Raw genomic sequence first — 25,693 nt, 5'->3', positions numbered from 1 at the left:
ATTTCTTGGGAAAGCGCAAAATACGCTATTCGAAGACAAATGATGACTAATTCTCGCAAAAATGATCGAATAACTATACAAATATACCACTTGATTGTACGAATGAGTGTTCATTCGCTATAATTGGGAGGGATATAGAAAATAGAAGGACGTGATTTAAAAAGTGAATAGGAAAATATTGCTTATGTTTCCTTTAATTGTACTAATTATTAGTTTTATAGGAATAAATACAGTTTCTGCCCATGCTTATATAACAAATTCCAATCCTAGTGAAAATGAAATATTAGAGGAAGCTCCAGAAAAAGTGTACATAGAATTTAATGAAAAAATTCAAACTGGTTTTACAATATTAAATGTTTTAAACTCATCAGGGGAAAGAGTTGATCAGAAGAATATTGTGATTAACCCCGATACGGAAAAATCAATCGAAGTGGATTTAAAACCAGAGTTACCTAACGATATTTATACAGTAGAATGGAGAGTAGTTTCGGCGGATGGACACTCTGTTTCCGGGATGCTTCCGTTTAGTATTGGTGAATTGCCTAAGGGGGCATCATTTCCAACACAACAGGAGAATGGGAATTTAACAACATTCATTAGTATGATGATAAATAAAGGTTTCCTTTATATCGGATTTTCTTTATATATGGGACTTTTCTTATTTTATACGATTTGGTTTCAGAAAAAAAACTTGTCCAGCACATTAATAAAACGAACAAAAACAGTTTCTATGACTGCAATCATATTGCTTGCGATTAGTATTTTCACTTTCCTTGTAATACAAACACAAAGTTATGCAGGTGGTGGCATAGTAGCTTCCATAAAACCTACCAATTTATTAGAAACATTGTCAAGTACGAAAGAAGGAACCATTTGGATTATCCAAATTATCCTTTTAGCTATCCTTTTTGTAGGACAACGATCTATTTGGACAAAAGAAAGTTACTTCGAAAGAAAACACTGGTTTATTCCAGGGTTGGCTTTTTTAGGTATTATGGCTTCGAAGGCGTTTCTTGGTCATCCTTCCAGTTCACCATATGAAACAGTAGCAATTTTGTTTGATTTTTCTCATTTATTAGCAGCATCCATATGGCTTGGCGGAATGCTTGTTATTGTACTCTTTTTGAGAGAAGGGATATTTGCTAAAGAAGGCGAAGGTCATGACATGTACTGGGCAACGATGGAAAAGTACTCCTTATGGGCTCTTTTCTCAGTTGCAGTTTTAGCTATTTCGGGAGTAATAAATGCTTCTTTATTAATCCCTGATTTTCATTCACTAGTAAGTACGGCATACGGAAAAACCTTGTTAATTAAAATTGGTTTGCTTGTATTTATGCTTATATTTGGAGCGTATCACTTGGTTAGTAGAATTCTATTAGGAAAGAAAGATTTCTATAAAAAATCAATAAAAATTGAAATCGGTCTAGGTATCTTAATATTACTTGTGACTAGTGCATTTACACAAATTCAAACACCAACCTTGCCAATTGATTTGCCTTTTTATAAAGAAGCAGAACTTGGTGGTTATAATGAAAATATTAGTTTATCGATTACACCGAAAAAGACTGGTGTGCAAAATCAATATGAAGTATTTGTATTTGATAATAATCGCAATCCAATCGATCCAATCGAACAAATTACGATTACGTTAAAGCATGGAGAAAAAGAAACTTCATTTCCTCTAACACAGGAAAAGGAAGGACACTATTTTGCAGAAAATCTCCAATTAAATCAGCCAGGAAAATGGGATGTGGAAATACATGTTTTGACCGATGAATTAGAATCGCTGGACTTTTCTTATCCTATCCAAGTAAGATAATGTTTCATTGATAGAATAATCGGGAATGGAAATAGGCAAGTATTTCTCGGGAAAGCGCAGAATCAGACAGGATTTTTAAATTAAACAGTCGTTTTATGGCGAAAAATAGAGGAAGTCGGCGGTTTTAGTAATAAACAAGTCCCCACAGATGTGGGGACTTGTTTATTACTGATTAGAATTAGAACTCCAATTTGTATGGAGCGCACTTTTTTTAACAACGGAATTATACAATCGATAACCAACAATTCCAGCGATAAACGTAAGAATGATATCTTTTACTAACGGAAGAACCATCCAACTCCACAATAGTTGATAAGTAAAGCCTTCTGGTGCAGCATACCAAAGTTTATATGCCATATACATCCAGCTAGTTCCGATTATGTAATTAATGATTAAACCGATGAATCCGCTAAAAATATAGACAGGAACAGATTGTTTTCTTTCAACTATTAATCCAACAAAGAAAGCAGTAATGATAAAAGCTAAAATAAATCCGAAAGATGGTTTTGTAATCGTAATAAGACCACCTGATATACCTGCGAAAATTGGAATGCCGATGAGACCAACGAGCATATAAACAATCATTGCAACACTACCGAGTCTTTTTCCTAAAAGTAATCCTGCAAGGATAGCAAAAAATGTTTGAAGGGTCACTGGAACACCTCCAATTACTAGAAAACTTGCTACATTCGCACCAACTGCCATAAAAGCAACAAATAAGGCAATCATCGTAATATCAATTGTTTTCCACTGTTTCAAGCTTGTCACTCCCTTTTATAATATTTACTTTATTTACTATACTTCCCGAAATAATTTATGTCAACCTAAAAATAATTTAGTTAACATATTAAACGTACATAATTTCTCATTCCATGTTCATACTAAAAATATGATGAAAGGAGATGATTGCATGAAAAAAATAAAGTTTCCATTCATAGGCATCTTATTGCTGAGTGTATTTCTTATGCAGTTACTTCCTCTACAAACAGAAGCAGAAGCATTACCTTCTTATGTTAAATGGGGCAGAATTGCCATGACAAAGGCTCAAGAAAAATACCCTAATAGTGAGGTTACCGATTATCTGCATGTTGGTAAGGAAGATAAAAAAGGAACTTCAGTGGAAAAGTTTAAGCTTATTGTAAAGCAGGATCAAAAAGAAATAGGTGTATTTGTCAACTTAACTTTTGATACGCGAACAGAACGTTTATTATCAGTTGAAATGAAAGAAACCCAACCTTAATATCCAAAGAACTCTCTAAAAGAATTGGTTTTAGGGAGTTTTTTTGTTTTAATGGAAGAAAGAGAAAGGTGGGGGAGAGTTATGATTGTTGGAAAGGTACATAAAATGATGCGTTATCCTGTAAAATCTTTTACCGGAGAAAGTATTTCGAAAGCACGAATCATGTCTTATGGTATATATGGGGATAGAAGTCATGCTTTTATCGATAAGTCGAGTAAGGACAAGCATTTAACGATTACTCAATATCCTAAAATGGTTACATACAAAGCAGCGTTTATAGGGGATGATTGTTTAGAAGCTTTTCCTAAAATGAAAATTAGTGCAAGCGATGGTTCGGAATACAATTGGGATGATTCAGCTTTATTAGAAAGGCTGGAAAAAGAAACAAATCGAACGTTGGAAACAATCACCTATTCTCCAAACTATGTTCCGTTCCCGGCAATTGAAGAAGACAATATTTTGTTAATCTCTACACAGGCACTATCCGAATTATCTTCTTCGTATGGTGAAGTAATTGATGAAAGGAGATTTAGAGGGAATATCTTATATGATTTACAAAATAGTATGAAGGAAGAAGACTTGATAGGAAAACAAATAAAAATTGGTACAGAAGTAATTCTTGAAATCAACAAGTATTGTGAAAGATGTATGATTATTACGGTCGATCCCGAAACAGGCACAAGGCAACCAAAGTTATTGAAACAACTTGTGAAAGACCAAAATAATCATTTTGGTCTCTATGCGAGTGTCATTCAAACCGGAACTATCTATGCTGGCGATGTAATTTCTATCTAATCAGAAGGATTAAGAAGGGACTGTGGACTTACGTCTGCAGTTTTTTATCCCACTCTTAACGGACAATAAGATTCCCTCCTCAAGCTTATGAGAATACGAGGAAGATAGGCGGGAGATCAACTGTCCGTAAAGGTCCGATTGGTTCAACTAACCATCAGTGGGGAGGAAGGAAAACCCCCTCTGATGGAAGTTTCACTTTATATAGACATAGAAATCAAAAATAATTCCATAAAGAACTAACAGCCTTATTAATCAAACGATTGATTAATAAGGCTGTTTTTAAATAAGGCTGTTTTCGTAAAGTTATACACTTCGCTTTCCGTGGGGCGAAGCTTGAGTCTCCTCACCGGGGTCTCAGACTGTCGCGCTAATCCCCGTGACGTCTTCGTGTATTCCGGCTGCTCCATTTTTCCTACTAATTCTTTTTCCTATTGAAAAAACACAATCCTTTAGTAATATATTGCTATCAGTCCTTAAAATATGATATAGTTACCTAGGTAATTAATTTTAGATCGGAGAAAGAGATGAACACGACTCATGAATTATTCCATTCTATCCAGCAGCTTGCAAGGCAATTTACAAAACACTTAAATACAGCATTAGAGCCCTTTGATATTTATAGTTCGGAATGGGCAATTTTGTTTGTATTAAAAAAGAACGGTCCGCTTACTCAAAAGGAAATTGCTGAATATTTATCCATAGAAGCACCACCTGTAACACGTACGGTGAAAAAGCTGGTTGAGAAAAAATATGTGCTTCAAGTAAAGGGAGAAGACAAACGCACGAACAAAGTGTTTTTGACGGACGTAGCATTACAAAAGTACGAAGAATGGGAAGTCGCTGTTTTACAGGCAAACCAAGAATTGCTTGCACAATTGCCAGTTGATTCTTGGGTATATTTGCAACAAACTATTTCGCAGTGGTCTCAATCATTAGCAAGCAAGGAGGAAAAAAATTGAATAAAGAACCATTATGGACAAAGGGGTTTATCCAAATATGGATAAGTAACTTTTTTTTATTTATGACGTTTTATTTTTTATTAGTATCATTACCAATTTATGCGATTCGAGAACTGAATGGAAAGCAGTCAACAGCAGGATTGATCGTTACGGTCTTCATAATTACTGCGATAATCATTCGACCAATAGCAGGTAATTTAATGCAAAAGTTTGGAAAGAAGGCCATATTTATAACATCCTTACTTATTTTCTTACTTGCCGCAATTTTTTATTTATTTACTGATTCTATTGAAGGTTTACTTGTGGTTCGTGCCTTGCACGGGATTGGATTTGGGATGGCTACCACTGCAACTGGAACCATTGTTGCAGACATTTTGCCGAGTTCCAGAAGAGGAGAGGGCATGGGGTATTATTCCATGAGTATGAACTTAGCAATGGTTGTTGGTCCTTTTATTGGATTGCAAGCTATTAACTCATGGGGAAATACAACACTATTTACATTAGCGCTTATTTTTGCATTTTTAGCTATTTTAACAGGTGGGTTCATGAAATTTGAGCCAGTGGTAGAAACGGAAACGGTCGAGAAAGAAAATAATAGTAAGAAGGGATTTAAATTCGAGCAAATCATGGAAAATACAGCGGTGAAAATTAGTATCGTTGCTGCGATGTTTGGAATCGTTTATTCGTCCATTCTTTCCTTTGTTTCTGTCTATGCAGAAAATATAGGGCTTGTTAGTGTATCCGGTTATTTCTTTGTAGTTTATGCAATTTTTATGCTTATGGCAAGACCTTTTGCAGGAAAATGGTTTGATCGATATGGAGCAAATAAAATCGTTTATCCATGCATCGTATTATTTGCTATTGGAATGATTGTCCTTGGAATGGCTCAATCAGAATGGATGTTTTTACTTTCTGCAGCATTAATTGGCTTAGGATATGGCTCTATGTTCCCATGTCTACAAACAATCGCCATCCAAAAAGCAGCTCCACAGAGACGGGGACTTGCAACAGCAACATTCTTATCAATTTTTGATATCGGGATTGGCTTTGGTTCATATATTGTCGGAATTATTGGCGACGCAATCGGCTTAAATACTTTTTATTCTTTAAGTAGCATTTATATTTTGATTGGTATTGTTTTTTATTACTATTTACACGGGAAAATGATTGGAAAAGAAACAATCGTAACCAAGAAAGAAAAATATAATACAGGTGCATAAATTAAGAAGGCTCTCTTTTTTCGAAACGGTAATGTTTCTCGAAAAGAGAGCCTTCTTTTGATATTTTTATTTAGCCTTTTTGACAATCTTAGTAACGGTTTTGCTGACATTCCCAGCTTTATCTTTTGCTGTTATATTCAGGGAGGTTTTTTCCTTTTGTTTCTTTTTTTTAATGGAAAATACCCCTTTGTTATCTGCTTTTCCTTCTGCCAAAACTTTATTTTTAATTTTAATGGTTATCGTTGCATTTGCTTCAGCTTTGCCTGTAATCTTTGTTGTTTTAGTAGTAACATTGTTTACACTTGGAGCAGCAGGAGCTATTTTATCAGCAACCGTAATTGTTTTTTGTTTGCTTGCATTTTTTGCTTTATCTGTAGCAGTTAGGCTGATCTTGGTGTTCGCTTTTTGCTTTTTGATTTTAATCGTATACTTTCCATTCTTATCAGCAATAGCAGAACCGAGCGTAGTTTTTCCGACTTTAGCTGTAACGGTAGAACCAGTCTCTGCTTTACCGGAAATTTTATCAGACTTATTACTAATCGTTCCATTTACAGATGGTACAGAAGGAGGCGTGTTATCAATCACTTTAATTGTTGTTGCTTTACTTTTATTTTTCGCTCCATCTGTAGCTGTTACGGAAACAACTGTGTTTCGTTTTTGCTTTTTGATTTTTATAGCAAATTTTCCGTTTAAGTCTGCATTTCCATTACCAATCGCATTTCCATTTACAGTTGCGGAAATACTAGCAAAAGCCTCACTCGTTCCTTTCAGCACTACATCATTATCGCCAAGTTTTTGAACGGTAGGAGCGCTTGGTGCTTTTGTGTCATTTTGAACCGTTGTTCGAATGGATGTACTAGCCTTCCCATCTTTACTTGAAAAATGGATATAAAGAAGTTGGTTTGTTTGAGTCAGCGGTATTTCTGCTGCAAATTTCCCGTTTTTATCAGTTGTAGCCGAATAAGTTTTACTGCCCAGTTTTACACTTATTACACTTCCTTGTTCAGCTGTACCTGTAAGTAATCGAGTACTATTATAAATCGGTGCAACCTTAGCTTTTAATTGCAAGGCACTAAAAGCAGAATAGGCATTTAATCTGCCCCAACCAGATACTTTATCAAAGCCTACTGGATAGCTATCTACAGGAAAGTCCTCAGGAAATTCTTCCATATACTCGTTTTCAGGATTGTCATTTTCTTTAAAGATAATGGATGTAGCTGTATCTGTTAAATATTTTTCTACTTCTTTCGGTTTTAGGTTTCCGTTTAAAGAGAGCAGTAATCCAGCCACAGCAGCAACGTGTGGGGTAGCCATAGAAGTACCACTGTAAAGCACTAAATTACCATTAGGAACAAGACTTGGAATATTAGAACCTGGTGCTACTAGATCCAGCTCTTTTCCATAGCTTGAATAATCGGCAACGATGTCTAAATCATTTGAGGCACCAACTGCCGTAACATATTGAGAAGAACCTGGATAATCAAGACCTTCATAGCCTCCATTTCCACTAGCGGCAATGATAGTGACGTTTTTGCTATAGGCGTATTGAAGCATCGATTCAAGCACTCTGCTATACCCACCGCCTAAACTCATATTAATTACTTTTGCGCCATGATCTACTGCATATTTAATTCCTTTAGCAATTTGTTCTGTATCCCCCGAACCTGAGGCGTCTAATATTTTTACCGGCATTATTTTTGCATTGGAATGGATGCCAGACATGGAAAAAGCATTATTTATGCCAGCAGCGATAATACCACTTACATGGGTTCCATGATTATTGTCATCATATACATTCGTTGATTCATTGATAAAATTATAGCCAGCAGTAATTTTATTTTTAAAGTCAGCTAAAGAAGCATCGACACCAGTATCTAATACAGCGATTGTCGTTTGTTTCATGTTAGAAGATTGCTGAAGCTGATATAGTTTTTCGAATTGTATATCAGCCCCTTTTTTCCCATTTGTTTGTGCTGTATTTTTTAATGACCATTGATAAGGGGCAGACACATCACTTGGCAAAGTCAATAATGAATATTGTTGCACTGGCTCTATATACTCGACTTCTTTGGCTTGCTCCATTTTGTTAATGAGAGTATTAGCACTTTTGGCCGTATATTTACCTTGATCTAATTCAATTGTAAACATGCCGTCTGCAATTTGTTCTGTGCCTTCTAAACCATTAATCGTTTGTGCGGTTGCTTTACCTAGACTGTTTTTTAAGGAAGAAACAGTTCTTCCTGCTTTCATTTTGACGATAAATTTATTATTCATTTCTTTGTTGCTAATAGTGGAACTAGAAGCCCCTAATGTCTTAAAAATATCGGCAATGGTTTTGCCTTCTAATTTCGACAAATCTATTTTTTTAGCTATTTTTTCCATTTTTGTTTGTAAAGCAGCAGGTGATGCTTCGTTAGCAATAGCATATAAATTATTTATTGCCTTTGCTTCGTTTTTGCTTATCTTGTAATTGCTAGTTGTCCCATTTTCTAGCAAGTTAGTGAAAATTGGTTTTAATGTTGTTAAATTTGTTAATACTTCTTGTCGCAATGTTTTATTAAATATCATTTTTGCTGTCAGAAAAGGAGAGACTTGATAATATAAGCTAGAAAGATTTGTCCCATTTTCTGTAGATGATAAAATGGTATCTCGAATGGTTCGTAATTGTGTAAGCAATGTTCGATTATCTTTTGTATCCAGCATGCTTAATTCGACTGGACATGCTTCTTCCACTTCAACGGTAGGTGCCAACTTTGTATCCTTTACTATTAAGGAAAAATCTCCATTTGTTTCAGGGAACTCATCCTCGTCTATGTATTCCTCATCCTCTAAGTTGGAATAATAGTCTACTCTAATATAATATGGTCCATCCCATGCAATTGGAAAATAGATTACGCCTGCATAGTCAATAAAGCTAACTGTGTTATATTGGCTAAAAGTATTACTTAATTGCGCATTTTCTTTACTAGAATAGACAGAAATATTCATTTCTTCCGTAGAATTTAATTTAATCTCTAAATGAGTTGCGTTTTTTACGACTGATGCAGGATCAATCAGAAACCATTTTACATTTTCATCTGCTTGAAAAGATGATGTTATTTCTTTTCCAATGGAAAGAGTTTCAGCATGGGTGATGTTTTCCATCGCTTTTGCTTCTTTCATCGGTAGGATGTTAAAAACTAATGAAACAATTAGTAATAAAGCAAAAAAAGATTTCCAATTACACTTTTTCATAAATTTCCCCCTATAGGTGATATCGTATTGTCAAAACTTTTATAGTAAATAGGTTATTAAATCCTATCTGAGAGGGCTTTATAAGCAAAAAAATTGCCACCCCCTGAATTCTAAGGATAATTGAGGTTACGACACTCTCAACAACCTAGAAAAGGAAGTGACAATTTGTACCCTCAAATTATAACCTATTTATTAACTTTTATAAACTATCAAGAACAACTAATTCGAACATTGCTTACTTTATTGATTGGTAAGAGTATGTTTGATAAGCCTACTGAACAGCCAGTAAATAAACCATATCGAAAACTTCAAGTGGACGACCTTCCGGTCATTGAAGTTCTGGAACAGCTTGATTATCGAGTTCTTCTTAGTGAATATCTAGAGAAGAACGGGAAACCACTTAAACCTGTTCAAAGGCGTAAGAATGCAAAAGTTTCCGTACCTAAATCCATGAACTGCCCAAAGTGTGGTGCTCCATCAGATTATCTTTATGCCAACAATGGAGATAAAGGCCAGTATCAATGCAAGGTGTGTACAGAGCTCTTCAGTGAAAAGAACCGTTATTCTAAGGAAGCCATCCTGAAGTGTCCTCATTGTTCCAAAACTCTCGAGAAAATAAAAGAAAGAAAAGATTTTCACGTGTTTAAGTGCAAGAACAATGACTGTTCTTATTATCAAAAGAAGCTCAATGGGATGACTTCAAAAGAAAAGAAAAGGTTCAAAAAGGACCCTCAAGCATTTAAATTAAGATACATTTTCCGTCAGTTTCATATCGATTTCCAGCCGTTATCCAAGGAATCACCAGAACTGCCGGCCGTTGACTTATCAAAGATTTATGCATCACCACATACATTAGGATTAATCCTAACCTATCATGTAAACTATGGCCTTTCGGCCCGTAAAACAGCTGCGATTATGCAGGACGTACACGGAGTGATGATTTCACATCAGACTGTATTGAACTACGAAAATAGCGTAGCTTTATTACTTAAACCTTATGTGGATCACTATCCCTATGAACTTTCAGACCAATTCTGCGGTGATGAAACGTATATCAGAGTAAACGGTCGATGGCATTATTTATTTTTCTTTTTTGACGCCGTGAAAAAGATTATTCTTTCGTATCCGGTGTCGCCTAATCGAGACACAGCAACAGCCATTCGAGCAATTGATGAGGTCTTAATCAAGATGAAAGAGATTCCAGAAAATCTGACCTTTGTGGTAGACGGGAATCCAATCTATCTTTTAGCCCAACATTTCTTCGCTCAACATGGGATTTCATTCGATGTGAAGCAGGTCATTGGATTAACCAATGAGGACCCTGTTTCGACCGAATATAGACCACTGAAACAAATAATTGAGAGACTTAACCGCACCTTTAAGGGCAATTATCGCTCCACTCATGGATTCGGCTCTGAACATGGTTCCATTTCATACGTCACCTTATTTACGGCCTACTTTAACTTTTTGCGTCCGCATGCCGCCTTAGAAGGAAAAGTGCCCGTAGTGAATCCAGAACTCAAGGGGCTTCCAACAATGCCAGCACGTTGGACAAAGCTCATTGGATTAGCACAACAATGGATAGTAGAACAAAGACAAGCCTAACTTTTTGTTTAGCTGAGCCCTTAAGCTAATTCAGCAATCGGCGGAGCGAACTCTTGACAAACCGAACTTGCCAATGGTTTAAAATGGAAACAACCAAGGGCTTATTTGGTATGCCTTCTTTTGTTCCCTTCGCCCTTGTTAAACAATCCTCAAACCATTGGCGTGTTTGTCAAGAGCGATTGCGGCGCATCTCCATCCAGTAAATAGGAGAGAAACTAACCCTTTAGGTAGTTTTCATAAATCTTTTGACACTACCGGTGATATATTACAAATCTATTAAATCACCTTTCTATCATTTTGTCCTCTTATTTTTTGTATTTTTAGCAAAAAATGTATATCTTTTTTTGTAATCTACTAGGAAAATTCCCACTAATTTTTTGCTTTTATTTTCTATTTTTGAAAATCGAAACCGTTTTATTACGGAATATGTTAGAATAGTTTTGTAAATATTGTAAAGAAGGAGTTCCATTATCAAATGAACGAGCCATTATTTTTTAAACCAGTATTTAAAGAAAGAATTTGGGGAGGTACTGCGCTCCGTAGCTTTGGTTATGATATACCGAGTGAAATAACAGGGGAATGCTGGGCGTTTTCCGCACATCCGCACGGACAAAGTATGGTTAAGAACGGACCGCTAGCAGGTAAAAATTTAGAAGAATTATGGGAAAATCATCGTGAGCTTTTTGGAAATATAGATGGTGATCGTTTTCCATTATTAACAAAAATATTAGATGCAAATCAAGACTTATCTGTACAAGTCCATCCGAATGATGATTATGCAAAAGTTCATGAAAATGGGGAGCTTGGGAAAACAGAATGTTGGTATATTATTGATTGTCAGGATGGGGCAGAAATCATCTTTGGCCATCATGCAAACACAAAAGAAGAATTAAAAGCGATGATAGCTGAAAACAGATGGGATGAGCTATTAAACAAGGTACCAGTAAAGAAAGGCGATTTCTTCTTTGTACCTAGTGGAACAATTCATGCTATTGGAGAAGGTATTATCATACTTGAAACACAGCAAAACTCAGATACAACTTATCGTGTCTATGATTATGATCGTACAGATAGTGAAGGTAATAAAAGGGAATTACATATTGAGCAATCAATTAATGTAACAACAGTCCCACACCAATTAGCAGCAACTTCTCCAACCGTTGAGCAAAAAGGAGATTTGGAAATTACCAACTTTGTTGAATGCGATTATTTTACAGTTGAAAAATGGGCATTAGATGGAAAAGCAAATAGAGAGCAAGAGCAATCTTTCTTATTATGTAGCGTAATTGAGGGAGACGGCTCTCTAGAAAAGGATGGGAAAGAATTTGCTTTCCAAAAAGGAGATCATTTCTTGCTGCCAAATAAATTTGGTGCATTTGAATTAAATGGGAAAGCAGAGTTAATTGTTTCCTATATTTAAAAGTAGTTTGTTTAGATAAATAAAAAGAGTGTCTAGTTGACACTCTTTTTATTTATTTAGAGATCTAATTTAGACCAATATCCTAATTTCACATGTCTATTCGTATTGGTTTTCTTTTTTCAAATGTATAATAGGAAGAGAAACCAGCTTCTTTTGCTAAATTAAGTGCTTCTGTGAAGCCTGCGCCAACATCTTCTTTTTTATGGGAATCAGAGCCAATCGTTAGTATTTCGCCTCCTAATTCTTTATATAACTTTAAAACTTCTAGAAATGGCAATGATTCATTTAATTTTGTTCTCCAACCAGAAGTATTAATTTCTAATCCAATTCCTCTTTTTATAGCCATTTTTAATATGGAACTAATAATTTCTTGATAGTCTGCAAAGGTATATATTCCTCTTGTAGCATGCGCATATCGTTTCATTAAGTCAAAATGTGCAAGCACATCGATATCTGCATATGTAACTAATTCATACATCTCTTTAAAATAGGCGAGATAAATATCCTCGTTTGGGTGTGCGTTCATATATTTACGAAGTGTTAGACCAGCAAGATTATGAACAGAGCCGAGTACATAATCAAAAGGAATTGTTGATAAAACAGCTTTATATTGTTCGCGCATTAAATGTGGTTCGCATAATTCAATTCCTATCTTTATTAGAAGTTGATCTTCATAAATAACTTGGCATTTCTGGATATCTGCTAGGTAGTTTGGCCAATTCATATGTCCATAGGTAGGAGCATTTGGATTGACCGAAAAGTGTTCCGTAAAACAAATTTCTTGCACTCCTTTAGTTATTGCCTCTTTGCAAATTTCCATCATTATTGCTTTCGAATCAAAAGAATGATTGGAATGGTGATGGTAATCAATATAATACATAAGAATCTCCTTTTTATAGACCATTTTATCCCACTCTTAACGGACAGTAAGACTCAACCATAAGCTTATGAGAATACTAGGAAGATAGGTGGGAGACCAGCTGTCCGTAAAGGTTCGATTGTCTCAACTAACCATCAGTGGGGGAGGAAGGAAATACCCCACTGATGGAAGTTTCCCTGTATTTGACCAGTAGATAATATTTTCTCTATAGTCTATTTTATCATAATGTTTTTTTAAAACATGAATTGCCAAGGAAGTAACTTTCCTTTATGATGAAAAAAAGATTTCAGAAAATTGTTGTTTTAAACTTACTAAACAGGTAGGAATAATATATAATGAATAATTATCATGTGTAATTAGGGGGAAGTGGAGATGACTGAGGTAAAGACAATCAAATGGAAGGACGATGATCTCATACTGTCTGTCGATTATCCAAATAAAATCTACAACGAATATAAAGTAATAATTATCTGCCATGGGTTGATTGGCAGTAGAGTTGGAGTAGACCGACTGTTTGTTAAGGCAAGTAATTTACTTACTGAAATGGGCTATTTAGTGATTCGATTTGATTATAAGGGATGTGGAGAATCTAGTGGTGAATATGGCAGGAATCGATTGTCCGATTTAATTGACCAGACAGAAGCAATGATTCAATTTGCGTATGATGAGCTCTCGATAAAAGAACTTATTTTACTAGGGCATAGTCTTGGTGGCGCAGTCGCATTATTCACTGCAATCAACAATTCGCGCGTTAGCCGTTTAATTCAGTGGGCTGCTGTTGGGAAACCAGCATTTGATATTAAACGAATATTTGGAGAGGAAAGGTTGTCCGAATTAGCAGAAAAAGAAGTAGTTGATTTTTATGGTTATTCGTTTTACCAAACATATTTTGATTCTTTATCGGATTATTTCCCGTTAGAAAGCTGTCGACAGTTTTCTGGAGATGTTCTTATAGCGCACGGAACAGCAGATAAGGATATTCCGTATCAGTATTTGAATGAATATAAACAAGAGTATTTACGAAGAGATAAAGGAACGGTTGAAACATTACTTATTGAAAATGGAGAGCATACATTTTCATCCTCAAGTCAATTTAATCAATTAATAAATGGAACGATCAAGTGGTTAGAAGGTAACTAATTAAAAAAACGCAGATGGATAGATTCAGCATCCATTTGCGTTTTTTTAAGTGAAAATAATTATTTTACTTATTTTAGTTTGTTATTGTGGAAACTTTTAAGTAAATAACTTAAAATAGAAAGAGAAGAAATGAATTTGAGGGGATAATATGGCACAAGAACAAAGATTAATAGACATTGTTCACTATTTAAATCAGCATGAAAAAATTACTGTGGAAGAAATTTGTTCCCTCTTTCACGTTTCTCGTGATACAGCTAGACGTGATTTAGTAAAGCTTGAAGAGGAACAGGCAATTATTCGAACAAGAGGTGGTGCACTATTACCTAAAGTTCATCGGAAAGTAGATAATTATCATAATCGATTGAAATCCGTTTCAGAAGAAAAGAAAGCTATTGGAAAAATAGCGGCATCCTTTGTTAGAGATAATGACCATATTATTCTAGATGCTTCTACGACCGTTCAGGCAATGGGAAATTATATTAACCAAGAATGTACGGTGATCACAAACTCCATTAATTTGGCTGATATTTTATCAGATAAACAATTGCCGAAAATTCACTTATTAGGTGGAGTAATGCAAAAAGAACATCGATATTTATATGGAAATTCTGTAATTCAGCGATTAGATAAATATTATGTAGATAAAGTGTTCATCGGTATTGTCGGTATATCCGAAAAAGGACTTACTATTGTCGACGAAGAAGATGGCGCAGTTAAAAAGAAGATGATGAAACAAGCAAAGCAAGTCATTGTAGTAGGGGATAATAGCAAGATTGGCATTACCGACTTTTATCAGTTTGCTAAGCTTTCCGATATTGATCTCTTTATCACAGATAAAGAACCTGAAGACTGGTTTATAGAATTACTAAACGAAAATGGTGTTGAATTATTGGTGGCAAACAGAAGGGATGGAGAAGCATGATTTCATGTATCGTAACAGATTTAGATGGAACACTTTTAAATCATGAAAGCAAAATTAGTCCTCAAAATGTGGAAAGTTTGAAAATGGCACAAGAAAAAGGCGTAGAAGTGATTGTAGCAACAGGGAGAAACTATCCAGATGTTATCGAAATTTTTAAAGATACCGGTTTAAAAACATGGATAATTGCGGCTAATGGGGCAACGATTCATGACCCTGAAGGCAACCGTTTTGATCATGTACCCATGGATAAACAGAAAGCGATGAAATTATTGCAATGGTTGGAAGAAAGAGATTATTATTATGAGGTTTTTAGTAATGATTATCTATATTCGCCACAACGAGGGAGACAATTAATTGAAATAGAGCTTGATCGACTTTGTACAGCTAATCCAGAAATTAGTCGAGCAGAACTAGAGAAACATGCAATTACCCAATTTTCACAAACAGGTTTTTCGTATATTAATAGTTATAAGGAAATAGAAATGCCTACTATTGATGTATACAATATTTTAGCCTTTTCCTTTGATAAACAAAAATTGGATGCAGGTTGGGAAACATTCAAAGATGATCCATCGATTACACTCGTGACATCTGGTACGTATAATTTTGAATTTGAGCATAAGGATGCATCAAAAGGGAATGCATTAGTAAAACTAGCAAAACATTTAGGTGTTCCATTAAAAGATATATTAGCAATGGGTGATAGTATGAATGATTTATCAATGTTAGAAAAAGTCGGCTATCCAGTTGCTATGGGGAACGCAAGAGAAGATGTAAAAAATGCTTCAATTGAAATTGCTGAAACGAATGATGAGCATGGCGTAGCTAATACGGTTAAGCGACTTGTTTTATCTTCAATTGCTATATAATTTATAAAAAAGATTTTTAGAAACTTAAATGGAATTTTCATGCGTTGCTTGGAGTGGAAAGCAACATCTCTATTCAAAGGGACTAATAAATATACTATATCCAAACTTCTATTTCTAAAATTCAGGGGTTTGTCTACAGTCTGAAAGAAGAAGGCGAATCCTTCTTCTTTTTTTATACCATTTAAAAACATATTCCCGAAAGAAATGATAATTATCGACTAGTAATCGTTTTTTCTAGAACTATTGCGCCTATTAGTAGGGGTTCAGCACTATTTTTTTTAGCGATTTTGAGATATAATAAGTAGGTAGTAAAAAATATAGTATCTACTACTAATAGTAGATGATATAATTTAAAATGATGATTTTATTGTGGCTTATTAAAATCTTACATATAGTGAAAGATCACATAAATAAACATGAAGTTATTTTGCACATAAAGGAGAAAGAAAAAATGTATGCATTTACGAGTCGATTTGCAAATGTTGTTTTAAAAATTTTTGGGAGAACAAAAGTAATTAATAAAAATAAATTACCGAAGGATACTGGTTATGTCGTAGCTTGTTCCCATATAGGATGGGTCGATGTTGTGGCACTCGGTACTTCTTTGTTACCAAATGAAATTCATTTCATGGCAAAAAAAGAGTTATTTGCTAAACCTCAATCAGCTAAATTTTTTTATAGCATAAATGCCTTTCCAGTTGATAGAGAGAATCCTGGTCCCAGCAGTATTAAAACGCCAGTTAAACTACTAAAGGAAAAGAAGATTATCGGGATTTTTCCTAGTGGCACTAGGACTTCAGAGGATGTCCCTTTAAAAAAGGGTGCTGCTACAATCGCTAATTTGGCAAGGGTACCAATTGTTCCAGCTGCATATAGTGGTCCAACTGATTTAAAAGGACTGTTAAGGGGAAAAAAAATACATGTTATATTTGGTGATCCAATTTCCTTAAAAAATGAGGATGGAACAAAGAAAGATCCAGCTGATATTACTAAAGAATTAAGTGATGTAATGGCCCAATTACAAAATGAATTAGATAAAAGAGGCGGTCAGAAATGATGAATCTACAGAAAGTAAAGGATATACTAAGTCGTTATCCTCTGCCTCTAGTAGATGAAATATTAGAGTTAAAAGAAGGACAAATGGCTGTTGGGGTTAAGCAAATCAATAAGGAAGACACATTTGCAACAGGGCAAAACCCAAATAATCCAATTATGCCAGGCGTCCTTATTATTGAAGCGATTGCGCAAGTTACGGCAGTAGCTATTCATAGTGAAGAAAAACATAGTAATAAATTTGCTCTTCTAGCAGGGATAAATCATTCTAGAATACGAAAAGCGGTTTTTCCGGGTGATGAGCTGTGCATGGAAGTCATGGTAGAAAAGGTGAAAAATAGCTTTGCGAAGGCAAAAGGAAAAGCGACCGTAGCTGGCGAACTGATTTGCGAGGCGGAGTTTCTTTTTGCATTTCAGTAATATAAAAAGCCACTTTACTAAAAGATTATAGTTAAAGTGGCTTTTTATATTGGCTGTCATCTTATCTTCATCAGTAAATTTTACGCATTCAAATAATTTACAAAACTTCAAATCATTCATTAAAATAATTACATTTCCCTATCAAATATTTCATAGATTACAAGACTATTCTTTAGTAGATTGGCATATATCTGTAATGAGAAAGGGGATGTACTTATTATGCAAACCTCCAAAACACGTACATTAATTCAATATTTGAATACAACAATATTAGGAATTATCCTAATGTTTATCCTTATTGCAGGAATCACGACCTCTATTTTTTCCTTCAAATTGACTTCAGATAATGTTGCCAGTATTTTAAAATCGGTAAATTCAACAGAAATTTACACGGAAATATTTCATAGTGAAAATCATCTATTTCCAAAATCAGATGGGAAAGGACTTTCTCTTGGAAATATCTTGTTCCAAATAGCAACTAATATTCGTTTAGATGATACGCGTACACTTTTAGGTAGAGAATTACCTGCTTTGACTTCTTTTCATACAGAAATTGTTGTCGCAGAAGAAGGGACAAGCCTTGCTAATCTACCATTTGAGTCTACTCCTTCAGAAGAACTTATGAAAAATCCGAAAGAAGTGGATGAAGAAAAAGTAGAGAAGGAAGAAAAACCATCAGAGAATAAAGCACCAGTTGCTACTCCTAAAAATAAAACGGTGTTAGTCTACAATACTCATAATTTAGAAGCCTATCTACCACTTTTAAAGAATGCGAATGAAAATGAAGCAGTAAGTTCGGATGAACGAGCAAATGTGGTTGGATTGAGTAATAAACTAAGTAATCTATTGCAAGACGAAGGAATTGGAGTTCAATTAGATAAAACAAATATTAACCAAAAACTTCTTGATAGAGGTTGGAACTTTTTTTCATCTTATGCGGTTTCAAAAGAGGTAGTTGAGACAGCAGTTAGTGAAAATAAACATTTAAACTATTTAATTGATATACACCGAGATTCTGCAAGAAAGAAAACTACTACAGCAACAATTGATGGAAACAGCTATGCAAAATTGCTTTTTATTATTGGTGATGCGAACAAAGGTTATGAAAAAAATCAGGAATTTGCGAAAAAGCTTCATGCAGAATTGGATAAGAAGTATCCTGGTATTTCTAGAGGCGTATTCTTAAAAGGAAAAGAAGAAGGGAATGGGGTATATAATCAGGACTTCTCTGATCGTGCTATTCTTCTAGAAGTCGGTGGAATAGACAATACACAAGCAGAATTGAATCGCAGTATTGAAGCATTTTCCGAGATTTTCAGCAAAGTATACTGGGAAGAAAATGACGCAACACAGCAATAATGTAAAAAAAGATGATCCTCATTTTAGGTTCATCTTTTTTTACAGACAAGAAAATATAAGGTTTCTTAAGTCAATTTGGTATTTAGTTTAAGCTCCAATCGGTTTGTAAAGTCCCTGCTATTCCTTTTCATAAGTAAAATCAGCTCAACGACCGTTACCGTGTTTATTTTATCGCAGAAAATGTCTGTCCCTCCATGAAATGTAACTAAATGGGTGCACTTCGCTTTTCTTATTAGTCAAGCCTATTTTTGTTCTTTTTCCTGTAAATATTGTTTATATCTTCTTAGCGCTGCTTCACTTGTTAAATGAAACTGCTGCATTACGTTCTCATCGCACACACCGTTTGCTAGTTCCTCTAAAATTGCTGTATTTCGGAAATTAACAGCTGAAATTTTTCGCAAACCAGCTCTTCTTACTTCATCTTTAATCATTTCTTGAATTGCACGGACAGACAATCCTTTTGGCTTTTGTCGATCATAATCGTATTGAAAGGAATAAGAAATATTGTTGAAAGCGACAAAAACGGGATCGTTGGAATAATACTTTGGCCGAAACGATTCTGGAATAGAAAAATAGTAATCTCGTAATTTTGCCATAATGTCGTGAGGAAGGGAAAGAATTAATCGAGTTGTGTCTCTACTAAGCGTAAGCTCACCTTGTGCAAGGTTTAAATCCTTCATCTTGATACTATGTAGATCAAAAGGTGTAAGACCAAAAGTTCGTAACAATGCTACAATTGTCCAATTTCTTGTCAACAGATAATTTCGAGCTGATTTTTTTGTAACTTCTGCATCTTTTGTTAATAGCATTTGCGCTAGTAGGCTATATTCATTTTGGGTTATAAAATCTTTGTCCGTTAGAGTACGTAATGGGGCAGCTTCAGCTAGTTTGTGAATTTCATGAGCGCAGATACATTGGTGATAAATCATTAATCGACTAAGAACAGATGCTAGCCTACGTATAGTAGCTTGCGACAATTGCTTTTCCTTTAAATAATGAAAGTAGGCGCGAATATCATCAGCTCGTAATGCTTTTATTGTTTCAAATTTAGTGTTTTCTTTGTAGATATCGAGCCAGCTGAAAAATTTCTTTAAGTCAGATTCGTACTGTTTTAATGTAAGTTTGCTTCGTCCAGATTGGTTTAAATTCTCCATATAATCAAGTGCATAATCAGGCAAGGTAATCATCATATATGTTCCATCCTTCTTATGAATTTTTTTCAAACAATCCGAAATGCAATAACCTCTCTTCTTATTTTAACATAGGTTAAAGAAGGAGAGAGAAAGGGGATTTTTAAATTGATCAGAATTAAAGTTGGTGAATCTATATACCATTATAATACTGAATTGGAGCATTATTTTTCAAAGATAAAGAATCATATCATTGGAAATAACTTAACCTTTTCTACACCTTATGGAACTAAAAAGCTGCTATATGCTGACTGGACAGCAAGTGGCAGATTATATAAAACGATTGAAGAAAAGATTACACATAAATTAGGTCCCTATGTTGCTAATACGCATACAGAATCAAATATTACAGGTACGTATATGACAAAAGCGTATAAGGAAGCAAAACGAATCATTAAAAAACACGTTCATGCAGGTGAGAATGATATTATATTGTTTGATGGTTTTGGCATGACAGCAGTAGTCAACAAATTACAAAGAATTATAGGATTAAAAAATTCATGTGCTAAAAAGGAAAAAATAGCTGTGGTCTTTGTCACACATATGGAACATCATTCAAATTACTTATCTTGGCTCGAGACAAATGCTGATGTCATCATGGTTAAACCGAACAAAAAGGGCGATGTAGATATAGACCATTTAGAATCATTGCTAGTGGAATATAAAGACATCCCATTAAAAATCGGGGCATTTACTGCCTGTTCCAATGTGACTGGAAGAAAAACAAATTATCACGTGCTTGCGAAAATCATGCATAAGCATAAAGGCTATTGCTTTGTCGATTTTGCAGCATCTGCCCCTTATGTATCGATTAATATGCATCCGGCTAATAAAGAGGAAAGATTGGACGCTATTTATTTCTCTCCCCATAAATTTTTAGGTGGTCCTGGCACTAGCGGCGTATTAGTGATGGCAAAGGAACTTATTTATTCAAGCATACCAGATCATCCAGGCGGAGGAACAGTAGATTTCACAAATGAATGGGGAGATATTTTATACAAAAAGGATGACGAAGAAAGAGAGGATGGGGGAACACCTGGGTTTCTACAGGCAATTAAATCTGCACTCTGTATTCAACTAAAAGAAGAAATGGGAGTAGAAAGAATAGAACAAAGGGAGAAGGAATTAGTACATCTAGCAATAACAGAACTAAAAAAATTGAATAAAGTTCGAATTTTAGAAGAGGAAAATGAAGATAGGTTAGGGATTATTTCGATTATTTGCGAAGATATTCATTATGATTTAGTCGTGAAGTTACTTAATGATCGCTTTGGCATTCAAGTAAGAGGTGGTTGTTCATGTGCGGGGCCTTATGGACATTATTTACTACCGATTACGCATAAACAATCCAAAGAATTAAGTAAGGAAATACAAGATGGGGATTTTTCGCACAAGCCAGGCTGGGTTCGAATTTCCCTACATCCTACGATGAGTAACGAGGATGTGTATTATATTGTAGCTGCGATTAAAAAGATTATAATCTATCAGGAAGAATGGAAGAGAGATTATGTTACGAAGCCGTCAAGTTGTGAGTATCAATCAGTCAAAAGAAACGAGATGGATTTGAAGGATTTGTTTACCGTGTGACTTTTTAGAAGCTTATCGCTAAACAAGAAAGTTTTTCAAGCTGACTATATTATATATTAGAAAAAATACATCTAAAAATAATAACTATGGCGAGCAAATTTTTACTGATTAAAGGATGAATCATATTAATTAGAGGCAAAACGGCAACCCAAACAATTTAAGAAAGTGTTTGGGTAATTTCTTTTGAAAAAAAAGAAAAATTCTGTATTTAATAAAAATACATATTTGAAGAACGATTTATGCTATAATAAATTTAATTTGATAAAAAGCAAACCACAAGGGGAGCGTAATGCTGAGAGTGATCCATTGATCTGACCCTTCGAACCTGTTAGTTAATGCTAACGTAGGAATGTGGGAAGAATGTATATAGTAGAAACTATATGATTCATTTCGCGCGTAAGTTCTCCTTTTGGTCTGCACAAAAAAGGAGATTTTTTTATGAAAAATATGAAATTAGTTGTCATGATAGAAGTGGCGATCATGGCTGCAATTGCACTTATTCTCGATTTATTGCCATCTATTCCTGTATTTAATACTTCAATTTCTTTTGCAATGGTACCTATTTTTATCGTTGCATTCCGTTGGGGCTTTAAAGCAAGTACGATCGCAGGATTTTTATGGGGGCTTTTACAGATTGTTGTTGGTGATCTGCAAGCATTAGGCTTTTGGCAAGTTATTTTAGAGTACTTATTCGCGTTTGCTTGTATTGGATTTGCTGGTTTATTTGCTTCCTCTATACAAAATGCTTTAAAAACGAAGCAAAAGGGATTAGCAATTGGTTTAATTATTTTGGCTGTAGTCGTTGGGGGTTTTACTCGCTATATTTGGCATTTTATCGCAGGAGTAACTATTTGGGCAAGTTATGCGCCAGAAGGAATGTCGCCATTTATCAATTCCTTGATAGTAAACGGTGGATCTTATTTAGGAGCAACCATTCTATGTTCAATCGTACTTGTACTTTTATTAATTTCAGCTCCACGTATCGTACTTGATAGACCATCAACTGGTATATCAAGAAATTAAAGATGAATAGTAAATAATTTGACGTTCCTTTAGGAGCGTCTTTTGTTTTAATGTGGTATAATATTCCAAAAAACAGGAGGCGTAATGAAAAAATATAAAGATAGTTTTGCACTAGCGTCGCATTAAAATAATTCAAAGCCCTTTATAAATCTGAATTTTCTGCAATATTATTCATGCACAAAAAAATCCTTTATAATGGTTGGGTGGTAGTAAACCATCCAAATCCAAAATAAAGGACATACGCATGGATAAGTTTACACGAAAAACATCATTTGAACAATGGCTTTCACCGATTTCCTCCACAAAACTAGAGGAACTTGTGGAAGCCTATCAATTAAATTACTATACAAAGAAGCTGTACATTGCTTCATTCTTGAAATTACTCGTATTCGCACAACTCAACGAAACCGAAAGTCTACGTGCGGTTAGTGATACGTTATTCTCGGATGACCTACAAAAAGCAACCGAACTAGAATCAATTAGCTTTTCGCAACTGGGACGCCGGCTAAATCAAGTGCCGACAGAGGTGTTCCAGCAGGTGTTTCTAGATTTAGTCGCGCAAATTCATAAGAAAACGCATTTTGAAAAGCGACGGAAAATGACAACACCACTGAAAATCATCGACTCAAGTACGTTACCATTGAACCTGAACAATCATAAATGGGCTGAATTCCGCAAAACAAAATCAGGCATTAAGCTCCATTTACGTCTTGTTTACTTAGAAAAGGGCTGTTCATACCCGGATAAAGCGGTGTTAACGAATGCGATTGAACATGATCGAGGTCAGCTAGAAGTACTTGTTGACGACAAAGAGTGCATGTATGTTTTTGACCGTGGTTACTTGGATTACAAGCAATTTGACCGTATGACAGACGACGGGTATTTCTTTGTCTCACGCTTACGAAAAAACGCCGTTACACATCAAATCGAGAAATTTCACCTTCCAAAAAATTCAACTGTTTTATCAGATGAAATGATTTCTTTGGGCACAGCACAAAGTCGGGCTGGTAATGAGTTTCGACTACTGAAAGTGATGGATTCAAAAGGGAATGAGCTGCACCTCATCACGAATCGTTTCGACTTAAATGCGGATGAACTCGCTGAACTGTACAAATCACGCTGGGCAATCGAGCTGTTTTTCAAGTGGATGAAACAACACTTGAACATCAAAAAGTTCTACGGACAAAGCGAACAAGCTGTCCATAATCAAGTGTACATCGCGATGATTGTCTACTGTTTAAACGTACTGGCTCAGTTGGGTACAAACAGTTCACGGACGTACTTACAAATTAGTCGGTTGTTAAAAGCAGCACCGTGGAAATCCGCACACATTTGGATTCGAAAAATAGCAGGAAGAGCTGTCCCGTAAAGGTTTAACCGTCTCTGTCGCCCTCGCCAAAGGTTATAGTGAAAAAATGGATGATTACTACCTCTGTTCACGTGTCTTCATTTTTCTTCTCAAACGGAAAAATAATAAAACAGAAAATTCAGTCAATATTTATGCGACGTTAGTGATAGTTTTGTATTTTATTTTTTACTAATCATCTTTTTTATTATTTATTTTAGAACACTAGTGTTGCATAAATATTGTCGCAATTTTCAGTCTGATTATCCTCCTTGTTTAGAGCCAAAAAGGTAAATACCTATTCAAAGGTGGCTCCATCCATTTGGGTTTTTTTTACAATTAGACTTGTGCGACAACAACAATTTGCTTATTAAGGGATGGCTTTCCCTTCAATCTTTCGAAGCCAGATATGGGCTGGTTTCCACAATGCAGCCCTTAAATAACGGCTAATTTGTAAGGTTTTTCGCTTACTTCTTGTTTCAAGTTGTACGAGAACATGTAGGCAAAAAACAATCAGTGCGATAAACACTTGGTTTTGAATCGCCCATTCACTTTGACCGTAGAACTTTTTGATGCTGAGATGCTGTTTGATCCATTTAAAGAACAACTCAATTGCCCACCGTGATTTGTACATCTCTGAAATTTCTTCGGCACTCAAATCAAAACGATTGGTAATTAAATGCAGTTCATTTCCTTTTGAATCCATCACTTTTAGAAGACGAAAGTAATTTTCAGCACGGTTTTGAGTCGTACCAATCAACACCATTTGATCTGACAAAACAGCTGAATTCTCGGGTAGTTTAAAATTATAAACTTCCCGTATGACTGCGTTTTTCCGTAGCCTTGAAAGAAAAAAGTAACCATCATCTGTCATTCGGTCAAAGCGCTCGTAATCTAGGTAGCCACGGTCAAACACATACATGCATTCTTTATCATCAACCATGATTTCAAGCTGACCACGATCATGTTCTTTTGCCGTTGTTAAAACAGCCTTTTCAGGATAGGAACTCCCTTTTTCCATAAACACAAGTCTCAAATGCAACTTGACACCCGCTTTTGTTTTGCGGAACTTTGCCCATTTATGATTGGTCAAATTAAGTGGCAATGTGCTTGAATCAATGATTTTTAACGGCATAATAAGCTTTGTATAATGTGTTTTTGCATGAATTTGTGCGACTAAATCAAGGAAAAGCCTTTGAAATAAATCTGGATTTATACCGTTTAATCGGCGTGAGAGCTGAGAAATACTGATTGAATCAAGATCAATGCCTTTTTGTAGTTGGTCGTCGAAAAGACAATCGCTTAGCTCATGCAAACTTTCGACTTCTTGTAGCTGTGCAAAAAGGAGTAATTTTAGAAATGAGTCTGTTTTTAGTTTTTTCGTATAGTAATCTAATTTCAACGTTTTCACGGTTTCTTCAAAAAGTTGAAGATTTATTGGTGAAAACCATTGTCCAAATGAAGTTTTTCGTGTAATCTTGTCCATGAGTTGGTCCTTTTTTAGTGGATTTGGACGGGTTACCACCTGACTTATCCATTATAAAGGACTTTTTCTTTGCATAAAATAATAAAATGGAACATTTTGAGTATTTTTAATAGTAAAAATAAATTAA

21 protein-coding genes and 1 riboswitch are annotated in these 25,693 nt (G+C 35.1%); of the genes, 16 read left to right on the top strand and 5 right to left on the bottom strand.

The window, feature by feature from the left end:
* Nucleotides 1-184 precede the first annotated feature (184 nt).
* A complete protein-coding gene (locus NST60_RS20280) occupies nt 185-1,819 on the top strand; it encodes a copper resistance CopC/CopD family protein (RefSeq protein WP_016203651.1) in 1,635 nt (544 codons plus the stop codon).
* Between the two features lie 165 nt (nt 1,820-1,984).
* On the opposite strand, the gene NST60_RS20275 is transcribed toward NST60_RS20280, so the two are convergent.
* On the bottom strand, nt 1,985-2,578 hold the full coding sequence (locus NST60_RS20275; RefSeq protein WP_016203652.1) for a biotin transporter BioY: 594 nt from the start codon (nt 2,576-2,578) through the stop codon (nt 1,985-1,987).
* A 151-nt stretch (nt 2,579-2,729) separates the two neighbouring features.
* Here NST60_RS20275 and NST60_RS20270 point away from each other — a divergent pair, with 151 nt between their 5' ends.
* The 4 genes from NST60_RS20270 to NST60_RS20255 all read left to right on the top strand — a co-directional run bounded on the left by NST60_RS20270 (nt 2,730) and on the right by NST60_RS20255 (nt 6,033).
* The gene (locus NST60_RS20270) at nt 2,730-3,059 is read left to right on the top strand and encodes a DUF3889 domain-containing protein (RefSeq protein ID WP_016203653.1); all 330 of its coding nucleotides are present in this window, start codon (nt 2,730-2,732) and stop codon (nt 3,057-3,059) included.
* 81 nt (nt 3,060-3,140) lie between these two features.
* A complete protein-coding gene (locus NST60_RS20265) occupies nt 3,141-3,854 on the top strand; it encodes an MOSC domain-containing protein (protein ID WP_040343607.1) in 714 nt (237 codons plus the stop codon).
* A gap of 524 nt (nt 3,855-4,378) precedes the next feature.
* Nucleotides 4,379-4,813: a MarR family winged helix-turn-helix transcriptional regulator gene (locus tag NST60_RS20260; protein ID WP_016203655.1), complete on the top strand. Its 435-nt coding sequence runs from the start codon at nt 4,379-4,381 to the stop codon at nt 4,811-4,813.
* The gene (locus tag NST60_RS20255) at nt 4,810-6,033 is read left to right on the top strand and encodes an MFS transporter (protein WP_016203656.1); all 1,224 of its coding nucleotides are present in this window, start codon (nt 4,810-4,812) and stop codon (nt 6,031-6,033) included. Before NST60_RS20260 ends, NST60_RS20255 begins: the two co-directional genes overlap by 4 nt.
* Nucleotides 6,034-6,099: 66 nt before the next feature.
* Here NST60_RS20255 and NST60_RS20250 read toward each other — a convergent pair whose 3' ends face one another.
* The gene (locus NST60_RS20250) at nt 6,100-9,267 is read right to left on the bottom strand and encodes a S8 family peptidase (RefSeq protein WP_341100017.1); all 3,168 of its coding nucleotides are present in this window, start codon (nt 9,265-9,267) and stop codon (nt 6,100-6,102) included.
* A gap of 165 nt (nt 9,268-9,432) precedes the next feature.
* On the opposite strand from NST60_RS20250, the gene NST60_RS20245 reads away from it, so the two are divergent.
* Together NST60_RS20245 and manA are read left to right on the top strand one after the other, a co-directional pair.
* Complete coding sequence (locus NST60_RS20245; RefSeq protein WP_169187685.1) at nt 9,433-10,872, top strand: DDE-type integrase/transposase/recombinase; 1,440 nt, start codon at nt 9,433-9,435, stop codon at nt 10,870-10,872.
* 475 nt (nt 10,873-11,347) lie between these two features.
* The gene (gene manA, locus NST60_RS20240; protein ID WP_169188651.1) at nt 11,348-12,292 is read left to right on the top strand and encodes a mannose-6-phosphate isomerase, class I; all 945 of its coding nucleotides are present in this window, start codon (nt 11,348-11,350) and stop codon (nt 12,290-12,292) included.
* Nucleotides 12,293-12,380: 88 nt separating this feature from the next.
* Here manA and NST60_RS20235 read toward each other — a convergent pair whose 3' ends face one another.
* Nucleotides 12,381-13,172, bottom strand: coding sequence for a histidinol-phosphatase HisJ family protein (locus NST60_RS20235; RefSeq protein WP_101731110.1), 792 nt, complete (start codon nt 13,170-13,172; stop codon nt 12,381-12,383).
* A gap of 372 nt (nt 13,173-13,544) precedes the next feature.
* Here NST60_RS20235 and NST60_RS20230 point away from each other — a divergent pair, with 372 nt between their 5' ends.
* The 6 genes from NST60_RS20230 to spoIIP all read left to right on the top strand — a co-directional run bounded on the left by NST60_RS20230 (nt 13,545) and on the right by spoIIP (nt 18,935).
* Nucleotides 13,545-14,312 carry an alpha/beta hydrolase family protein gene (locus NST60_RS20230; protein WP_254415275.1) on the top strand — a complete coding sequence of 256 codons (768 nt, stop codon included), beginning with the start codon at nt 13,545-13,547 and terminating at the stop codon, nt 14,310-14,312.
* A 148-nt stretch (nt 14,313-14,460) separates the two neighbouring features.
* Entirely contained in the window at nt 14,461-15,234 is a 774-nt protein-coding gene (locus NST60_RS20225; RefSeq protein WP_016205400.1) for a DeoR/GlpR family DNA-binding transcription regulator, read from the top strand.
* Entirely contained in the window at nt 15,231-16,103 is an 873-nt protein-coding gene (locus tag NST60_RS20220; protein ID WP_341100016.1) for an HAD family hydrolase, read from the top strand. Before NST60_RS20225 ends, NST60_RS20220 begins: the two co-directional genes overlap by 4 nt.
* Before the next feature lie 451 nt (nt 16,104-16,554).
* Complete coding sequence (locus NST60_RS20215) at nt 16,555-17,160, top strand: lysophospholipid acyltransferase family protein (protein WP_101731111.1); 606 nt, start codon at nt 16,555-16,557, stop codon at nt 17,158-17,160.
* Nucleotides 17,157-17,576, top strand: a complete 420-nt coding sequence (gene fabZ / locus NST60_RS20210) for a 3-hydroxyacyl-ACP dehydratase FabZ (RefSeq protein ID WP_040344370.1) — start codon at nt 17,157-17,159, stop codon at nt 17,574-17,576. The genes NST60_RS20215 and fabZ overlap by 4 nt, the downstream gene beginning before the upstream one ends.
* A gap of 219 nt (nt 17,577-17,795) precedes the next feature.
* Nucleotides 17,796-18,935 carry a stage II sporulation protein P gene (spoIIP, locus tag NST60_RS20205; protein ID WP_224428332.1) on the top strand — a complete coding sequence of 380 codons (1,140 nt, stop codon included), beginning with the start codon at nt 17,796-17,798 and terminating at the stop codon, nt 18,933-18,935.
* Between the two features lie 242 nt (nt 18,936-19,177).
* Here spoIIP and NST60_RS20200 read toward each other — a convergent pair whose 3' ends face one another.
* A complete protein-coding gene (locus NST60_RS20200) occupies nt 19,178-20,125 on the bottom strand; it encodes a tyrosine-type recombinase/integrase (protein ID WP_341100015.1) in 948 nt (315 codons plus the stop codon).
* A gap of 108 nt (nt 20,126-20,233) precedes the next feature.
* Here NST60_RS20200 and NST60_RS20195 point away from each other — a divergent pair, with 108 nt between their 5' ends.
* From NST60_RS20195 to NST60_RS20185, 3 genes are all read left to right on the top strand, one after another.
* Complete coding sequence (locus tag NST60_RS20195; protein WP_169188650.1) at nt 20,234-21,712, top strand: aminotransferase class V-fold PLP-dependent enzyme; 1,479 nt, start codon at nt 20,234-20,236, stop codon at nt 21,710-21,712.
* A 268-nt stretch (nt 21,713-21,980) separates the two neighbouring features.
* Nucleotides 21,981-22,079: riboswitch (TPP riboswitch) on the top strand.
* Nucleotides 22,080-22,150: 71 nt separating this feature from the next.
* Nucleotides 22,151-22,735, top strand: a complete 585-nt coding sequence (gene thiT, locus NST60_RS20190; RefSeq protein ID WP_016205499.1) for an energy-coupled thiamine transporter ThiT — start codon at nt 22,151-22,153, stop codon at nt 22,733-22,735.
* A gap of 244 nt (nt 22,736-22,979) precedes the next feature.
* Nucleotides 22,980-24,104: an IS4 family transposase gene (locus NST60_RS20185; protein WP_036180785.1), complete on the top strand. Its 1,125-nt coding sequence runs from the start codon at nt 22,980-22,982 to the stop codon at nt 24,102-24,104.
* Nucleotides 24,105-24,450: 346 nt separating this feature from the next.
* On the opposite strand, the gene NST60_RS20180 is transcribed toward NST60_RS20185, so the two are convergent.
* Entirely contained in the window at nt 24,451-25,566 is a 1,116-nt protein-coding gene (locus tag NST60_RS20180) for an IS4 family transposase (protein WP_016201461.1), read from the bottom strand.
* Nucleotides 25,567-25,693 lie beyond the last annotated feature (127 nt).

Source organism: Niallia sp. FSL W8-1348, from assembly GCF_038006745.1.
Taxonomy (GTDB): domain Bacteria; phylum Bacillota; class Bacilli; order Bacillales; family Cytobacillaceae; genus Niallia; species Niallia alba.
Note: the sequence above shows the minus strand (reverse complement) of the source record. Positions and strands in the feature narration are given on the sequence as shown.

Bases quoted from the DNA above. Each gene is read 5' to 3' on its own strand.
- NST60_RS20235 (WP_101731110.1), bottom strand. From the start codon at position 13,172: ATGTATTATATTGATTACCATCACCATTCCAATCATTCTTTTGATTCG.
- NST60_RS20250 (WP_341100017.1), bottom strand. From the start codon at position 9,267: ATGAAAAAGTGTAATTGGAAATCTTTTTTTGCTTTATTACTAATTGTT.
- NST60_RS20225 (WP_016205400.1), top strand. From the start codon at position 14,461: ATGGCACAAGAACAAAGATTAATAGACATTGTTCACTATTTAAATCAG.
- thiT (WP_016205499.1), top strand. From the start codon at position 22,151: ATGAAAAATATGAAATTAGTTGTCATGATAGAAGTGGCGATCATGGCT.
- NST60_RS20270 (WP_016203653.1), top strand. From the start codon at position 2,730: ATGAAAAAAATAAAGTTTCCATTCATAGGCATCTTATTGCTGAGTGTA.
- fabZ (WP_040344370.1), top strand. From the start codon at position 17,157: ATGATGAATCTACAGAAAGTAAAGGATATACTAAGTCGTTATCCTCTG.
- NST60_RS20230 (WP_254415275.1), top strand. From the start codon at position 13,545: ATGACTGAGGTAAAGACAATCAAATGGAAGGACGATGATCTCATACTG.
- NST60_RS20200 (WP_341100015.1), bottom strand. From the start codon at position 20,125: ATGATGATTACCTTGCCTGATTATGCACTTGATTATATGGAGAATTTA.
- NST60_RS20280 (WP_016203651.1), top strand. From the start codon at position 185: ATGTTTCCTTTAATTGTACTAATTATTAGTTTTATAGGAATAAATACA.
- NST60_RS20220 (WP_341100016.1), top strand. From the start codon at position 15,231: ATGATTTCATGTATCGTAACAGATTTAGATGGAACACTTTTAAATCAT.
- spoIIP (WP_224428332.1), top strand. From the start codon at position 17,796: ATGCAAACCTCCAAAACACGTACATTAATTCAATATTTGAATACAACA.
- NST60_RS20215 (WP_101731111.1), top strand. From the start codon at position 16,555: ATGTATGCATTTACGAGTCGATTTGCAAATGTTGTTTTAAAAATTTTT.
- NST60_RS20180 (WP_016201461.1), bottom strand. From the start codon at position 25,566: ATGGACAAGATTACACGAAAAACTTCATTTGGACAATGGTTTTCACCA.
- NST60_RS20265 (WP_040343607.1), top strand. From the start codon at position 3,141: ATGATTGTTGGAAAGGTACATAAAATGATGCGTTATCCTGTAAAATCT.
- manA (WP_169188651.1), top strand. From the start codon at position 11,348: ATGAACGAGCCATTATTTTTTAAACCAGTATTTAAAGAAAGAATTTGG.
- NST60_RS20185 (WP_036180785.1), top strand. From the start codon at position 22,980: ATGGATAAGTTTACACGAAAAACATCATTTGAACAATGGCTTTCACCG.
- NST60_RS20260 (WP_016203655.1), top strand. From the start codon at position 4,379: ATGAACACGACTCATGAATTATTCCATTCTATCCAGCAGCTTGCAAGG.